This is a genomic window from Nonomuraea sp. NPDC059194, assembly GCF_042754765.1.
Lineage (GTDB): Bacteria > Actinomycetota > Actinomycetes > Streptosporangiales > Streptosporangiaceae > Nonomuraea.
Genome location: NZ_JBHZBH010000093.1, coordinates 1 through 4,567, shown reverse-complemented (window position 1 = coordinate 4,567; position 4,567 = coordinate 1). Strand labels below are relative to the sequence as shown.

At 64.5% G+C, this 4,567-nt stretch carries 4 protein-coding genes and 1 pseudogene; 2 read left to right on the top strand and 3 right to left on the bottom strand.

What is annotated here, in order from left to right; all coding sequences use genetic code 11:
- Positions 1 to 187: 187 nt before the first annotated feature.
- Positions 188 to 388, top strand: a pseudogene (locus ACFXJ8_RS43800) (alpha/beta hydrolase); the annotation flags it as partial.
- 516 nt (positions 389 to 904) lie between these two features.
- Here ACFXJ8_RS43800 and ACFXJ8_RS43795 read toward each other — a convergent pair.
- Entirely contained in the window at positions 905 to 1,201 is a 297-nt protein-coding gene (locus ACFXJ8_RS43795) for a hypothetical protein (RefSeq protein WP_379651473.1), read from the bottom strand.
- A gap of 216 nt (positions 1,202 to 1,417) precedes the next feature.
- Here ACFXJ8_RS43795 and ACFXJ8_RS43790 point away from each other — a divergent pair, with 216 nt between their 5' ends.
- Positions 1,418 to 2,458, top strand: a complete 1,041-nt coding sequence (locus ACFXJ8_RS43790) for a hypothetical protein (protein ID WP_379651472.1) — start codon at positions 1,418 to 1,420, stop codon at positions 2,456 to 2,458.
- Positions 2,459 to 2,640: 182 nt separating this feature from the next.
- On the opposite strand, the gene ACFXJ8_RS43785 is transcribed toward ACFXJ8_RS43790, so the two are convergent.
- Positions 2,641 to 3,051, bottom strand: a complete 411-nt coding sequence (locus ACFXJ8_RS43785) for a hypothetical protein (protein ID WP_379651470.1) — start codon at positions 3,049 to 3,051, stop codon at positions 2,641 to 2,643.
- 4 nt (positions 3,052 to 3,055) lie between these two features.
- Positions 3,056 to 4,459: an RHS repeat domain-containing protein gene (locus ACFXJ8_RS43780; protein ID WP_379651469.1), complete on the bottom strand. Its 1,404-nt coding sequence runs from the start codon at positions 4,457 to 4,459 to the stop codon at positions 3,056 to 3,058.
- Between the last annotated feature and the right edge of the window lie 108 nt (positions 4,460 to 4,567).

Genomic DNA, 4,567 nt, shown 5'->3' with positions numbered 1-4,567 from the left:
CGCCCACTGAGCGGCGGTCAAATCACCACGACCCACCCGAAGATCATCCCAGAAGTAGATCACTCACGTGATCCACTTCTGAAACACGCCCTAGTGCCGGCCGTCGCCTCGCTCGGCGACATGCGGCGGGCCGAACACCTCGCGCACGTGATCGAGGACCCGAGGTACCGGCTTCAGCCGCCCTGGGATCCTGGGTCGGTCATGGCCGATCGGCCACAGCTACGGCTCGCTTACCACTTGGAAGGCTGCCCTGCTGAGACCCGGTCTCCTGGCCGACGATGTGGTCTTCGTCGGCAGCCCCGGTGTCGGCGTCGATCACGCCGACCAACTGGGTGGCGCGCTTGGGCACGTGTGGGTGGGCGAGGCCGAAAGCGACCCGGTCGCCGCTCTTGGCCGGTTCGGGGCCGGCCCGGGGAACACCTCGTTCGGCCCGAGATCCTTTCCAGTGGGCCGGACGGTCGTCAACGAGGCTCACAGTTACTGGGGCGCCCACTCCGTATCCCTGCGCAACCTCGGCCGGATCATTACCGGGCACCATACTCAGCTGGAAGCCCCTGGACCTCTCCAACGGCACCCCCAGCTCCTACTGCCCGAACTGGCTCCCGATCTCATCCTCCGCCAGAGAGGCGATCATGATCGGCAGACTCTTTGTCGTTCTCACGTTCCTGTTGTCGGATGCACGATGAACCAGAACAAGTGGACCTACCGCTTCCTGGCCGCCTCCTACGCGGCAGCCGATCCCGGCCCCGCCCCGATCCCGGCCGAAGTTCCGGTCACCGAGCCGAGCACCGCTGAGGTCCGCCGCTGGGCCTGCGAAGACGGCCTGGCCGTCCCTGACTGGGGCAAGCTCCGCCCGGAAATCTGGCTCGCCTGCGCTCGACATGACCGCATCTCAACGGGCTGGCTACTGCCCGAACGAGAACCGCAGCTGAGCGTTGACCAGGTAGTTGAGCCGGTACCGCAGCCGCCCGACCGTCTGCTCGTCGGGCTGCTCCGCCGCGGTCAGCAGCGTCCAGCGCAGTGCGCAACCGCCGTCGTCGATAGTGCGCAGGTCGAAGCGGATCAGGTCGTCGGGACGGGTCGGCCACAGCGACGACCACACGACCAGGACCGGCTCGACCGCCTCCAGGACCCGCGGTTTCGTCTCATCCGAGCGGAGCTCCAGCCACGGCCGGGCACCTGGCCGGTACGGGTTGGTCAAGCATTCCCAGACGATACGAGGCGGGGCAGGCTGTTTCCGTTCCCGCGAGCCCAACTCGATCACCACCCCACACTACGAGACGACGGCGACCAGACTCTGCCCGCCCGCAGACGATGTTGAGCTGCTCAGCGGGCATCAGGCTGAGTATTCATACTCATTCACGTTATTTGAGAGCTATGTAACTATTTATCCGGTTCGAGATGAGGGAGTGAACGGATGAGGAAGATGCTGGCCCTCGTGGCGGGTGCGGTCGCGATCGTCGGGGTGCTGGTCGCCCTGCCGAGTACGGCGTCCGGGAACGCGCAATGGCACCTGGGCGAACAATCCTCGTCCCTGGAGTTCAACGCCCAGGTCGTCCCCATCGGGAAGAACCAGGTGTGGGCGTTCGGCACCCGCAGGTTCTGGGAGTGGTCACTGGGGCCAACGGCCACCCGGTGGGACGGCGAGCGCTGGCACGAGCAAGAGGTTCCGGGAGGATTCGGCACCTCTGTCACCGCCGCCGCAGCCTCCTCCGACACCAACGTGTGGCTGGCCACCCACAGCCAGGCCGGTCAGGTCGTCTCGCGCTGGGACGGGAACGGCTGGACCGCGATGAGGCGGATGGAATCCTCGGCCGTCGCCGACATCGCGGTGCTGGGCGAGGATGACGTCTGGCTGTTCGGCGAGCAGACCTGGCACTACACCGGGTCCACCTGGGCCAGGGCGGACCTGCCGATGGACGTCCGCCGGGTCAGCGCCCGCTCCCCGCGCGACATCTGGGTCATCGGCTGGGATCCGCTCCTGGACAAACCCACGGCCGGTCACTTCGATGGCACCGGGTGGTCTACCAGCCCGATTGACCACCCCGGTGACCATGTCTTCCCCGACGGGGTGAGCGCCGACGCCTCCGGTGTGTGGATCACCGCCACGGTCTCCGACGACGTCGCGCAAACCAGCACGCCGATTCTGCTGCGCCGTACCGGAACCGGCTGGCAGCAGGAACCGGTCGAGCAGGTCGTCGGACCCTGGCGGGAAACCTTCAACCCGATCCCCGACGGCCGTGGCGGACACTGGTTCCTCGGCTCCACCGACGTCAATAGCTACGACTCGACCCTGGCGCACCGGTCGGCGGACGGGGTCTGGACGCAGACGCCGGTCCATCCGTCCCCGGGCACCGCGGAGTTCTCCACCTTGGCCGGAGTGCCGGGCACCGGCCAACTCTTCGCCACTGGCAGCCTCGACGGCACCCCCGGGATCTACCTGCACCGCCTGCCGTAGGCCGCTACCAACCCCGAGCCTCGGCGAGCAGCAGCCGGGTGTCCTTCACAGCGGCGCCCGGCATGAAACCCACGACTGGGTTTCCCCTCGTATCGTGGAGGCATCGCCTATGAGGGGAAACCCAGGGGGGCCCGTGAGAGAGCCGGAGGGTGGGATTCCTCCGGCCACCGGCCCCTACGGCGCTACAGCCTCGCAAGACTCTCGGCAAGGCTGCTGTTATCAGCTAGTGGCCCATGAAGCTCGATGATCCACTCTGTGCTATCGAAGGCCTCGATCCGCGCGAGTAGGGCTGAAGTGGGTTGTGTTGACGAAGGTCGCGCGTCGTTGGATGTTCGAGCCGTAATCACGCAGTCGATCACCTGCTCCATGTTGGATGAGAACTCCAGGAGTTCCCCCCAGGTCATGCTGTATCCCTCCTCTGACGCCGTTAGGAGGTCGAAATCCGCCATGTGCATCCCCTGGGGAGCCACGCCGATTCCTTCGAAGTGACGCACATTCCATGTCCAGGAATTTTGCGGAAGAAGCTCGATAATGTCTCGCAAATTCACGATCGACCTGTCAGGTCGATGCATGGAGATTGAGATGATAGGCATGTCATCACCATATCCAGGGTTCGGCGGGTTGCCGCTTCTTGGCGCCACCGGTACTATTATCAAGCCACCTGTGCTCGTGAGGGTTTGTGTGATTGGCAGGGCGGCCGTGATCCGTGAAGTCAATATCCTTCTTCAATTCGCCGCCGGCTCCCCACTCGCGAGCCTGCGGGTAAGGCCCTTTTCCTCCGTTCTTCCATCCTAGTTGAGTATGCGGATATTGGGAGTCGGGAACCCAGTTGCCGTGGGAGTCCTTCGGGAGACTTCGCTTCGGGAACCACTCACCGCTCCTTGGGGCAACCCGCCTAACCGGCATGCTGACTCGGCCTCGCCATCCGGCTGCCCGACCAATCGCTATGCCCGCTGAAGCATCTATTAGGAAATTCCCGACAAGGTCTTTCCAAGATGACCCGGACGCTTTCGGCCTATTCTTCTTTGCATGGGCGCGTTGCAGCGCCTTGATCTTCTGCTCCCACTGCCTCGATTGTTTTTCTGCGGCAACCCGCCTTTTTGTAGTAGCCTGCCGCTCTCGCTTCATTTTAGCCTGGTTGCGTTTGGCCTGGGCGAGGGATTTCTTCGTGTGGTGGGAGTTGAGGACGACCTTCTTGCGGGTGGGGACGCCGCTGTTGGCGTATTTGGGGTTGCTGGAGGTGTTGCCCTTGATGCGCTTTTTGGTCTTGGGGTGGACGACCGTTCCGTCCACGCCGCTGCAGGTCGCGCAAAGCCCGGTGGGATCGGAGAAGGTGACAGGGTTGTTGTCGGCGTAGGAGTAGCCGTTCATCTGCTGCGGTACATCTTTGTCGATGATGGGGTCGACGGTGATGAAACGGCCGGTGCTGGGGTCGTATTCGCGGGCGCCTAGGCGGACGAGTCCGGTGCTGGGATCGTTGGTGCCGCCGACGAAGCCGCGCTGGCCGGGCCAGGGGGCGGGGTTGGTGCCGCGGGGGGCGCCGAACGGTGTGGTGCGGCGGGTGGTGGTGGCATAGGTGGTGCCGTTGATGGCGATTTCGGCGGTGCCTTGGTGGTCGTCCATCAGGTACTGGACGGTGCCGCCTTGCCGGACGGCGACGGTGTCGCCGTTGTGGCTGTAGTAGCGGGTGCCCTTGATGGTGTTGGCGGTCTTGTCGAGCGCCAGTTCCATGCCGGAGGGCAGGTAGAGGGTGGTGGTGTTGGGTTCGCGGCGGATCAGTCGATCACCGTCGGCGTCGTAAAGGAAGGACGTCGTTGTGCTGCCTTCACTGATCTGGGTGAGGCTGCCCTCGCTGTCCCAGGTGAAGGTCTGGGTCTTGGTGCCGACCGTACGGCTGGTGGTGTTGCCGGCCTGGTCGTAGGTGTAGGTGTCACTCTGAGAGGGCGGTTCGCGAGTTGATGTCCCTTTGATCGCTTGCGCTGCAGGAGGAGAGCTGGCCACGGGCTCGTTGCCAGGCTACGGACGCGGCTGAGTGAACAATCCCGGCTCGGTCTCCACGAGTATGCCGAGGCTGACCAGGCGTTTGAGCTTGGCGCGGGTGTTCTCGAT

What these genes read in the sequence shown, in the direction of transcription:
- ACFXJ8_RS43790 (WP_379651472.1), top strand. Translation starts at nt 1,418, where the DNA reads ATGAGGAAGATGCTGGCCCTCGTGGCGGGTGCGGTCGCGATCGTCGGG.
- ACFXJ8_RS43785 (WP_379651470.1), bottom strand. Translation starts at nt 3,051, where the DNA reads ATGCCTATCATCTCAATCTCCATGCATCGACCTGACAGGTCGATCGTG.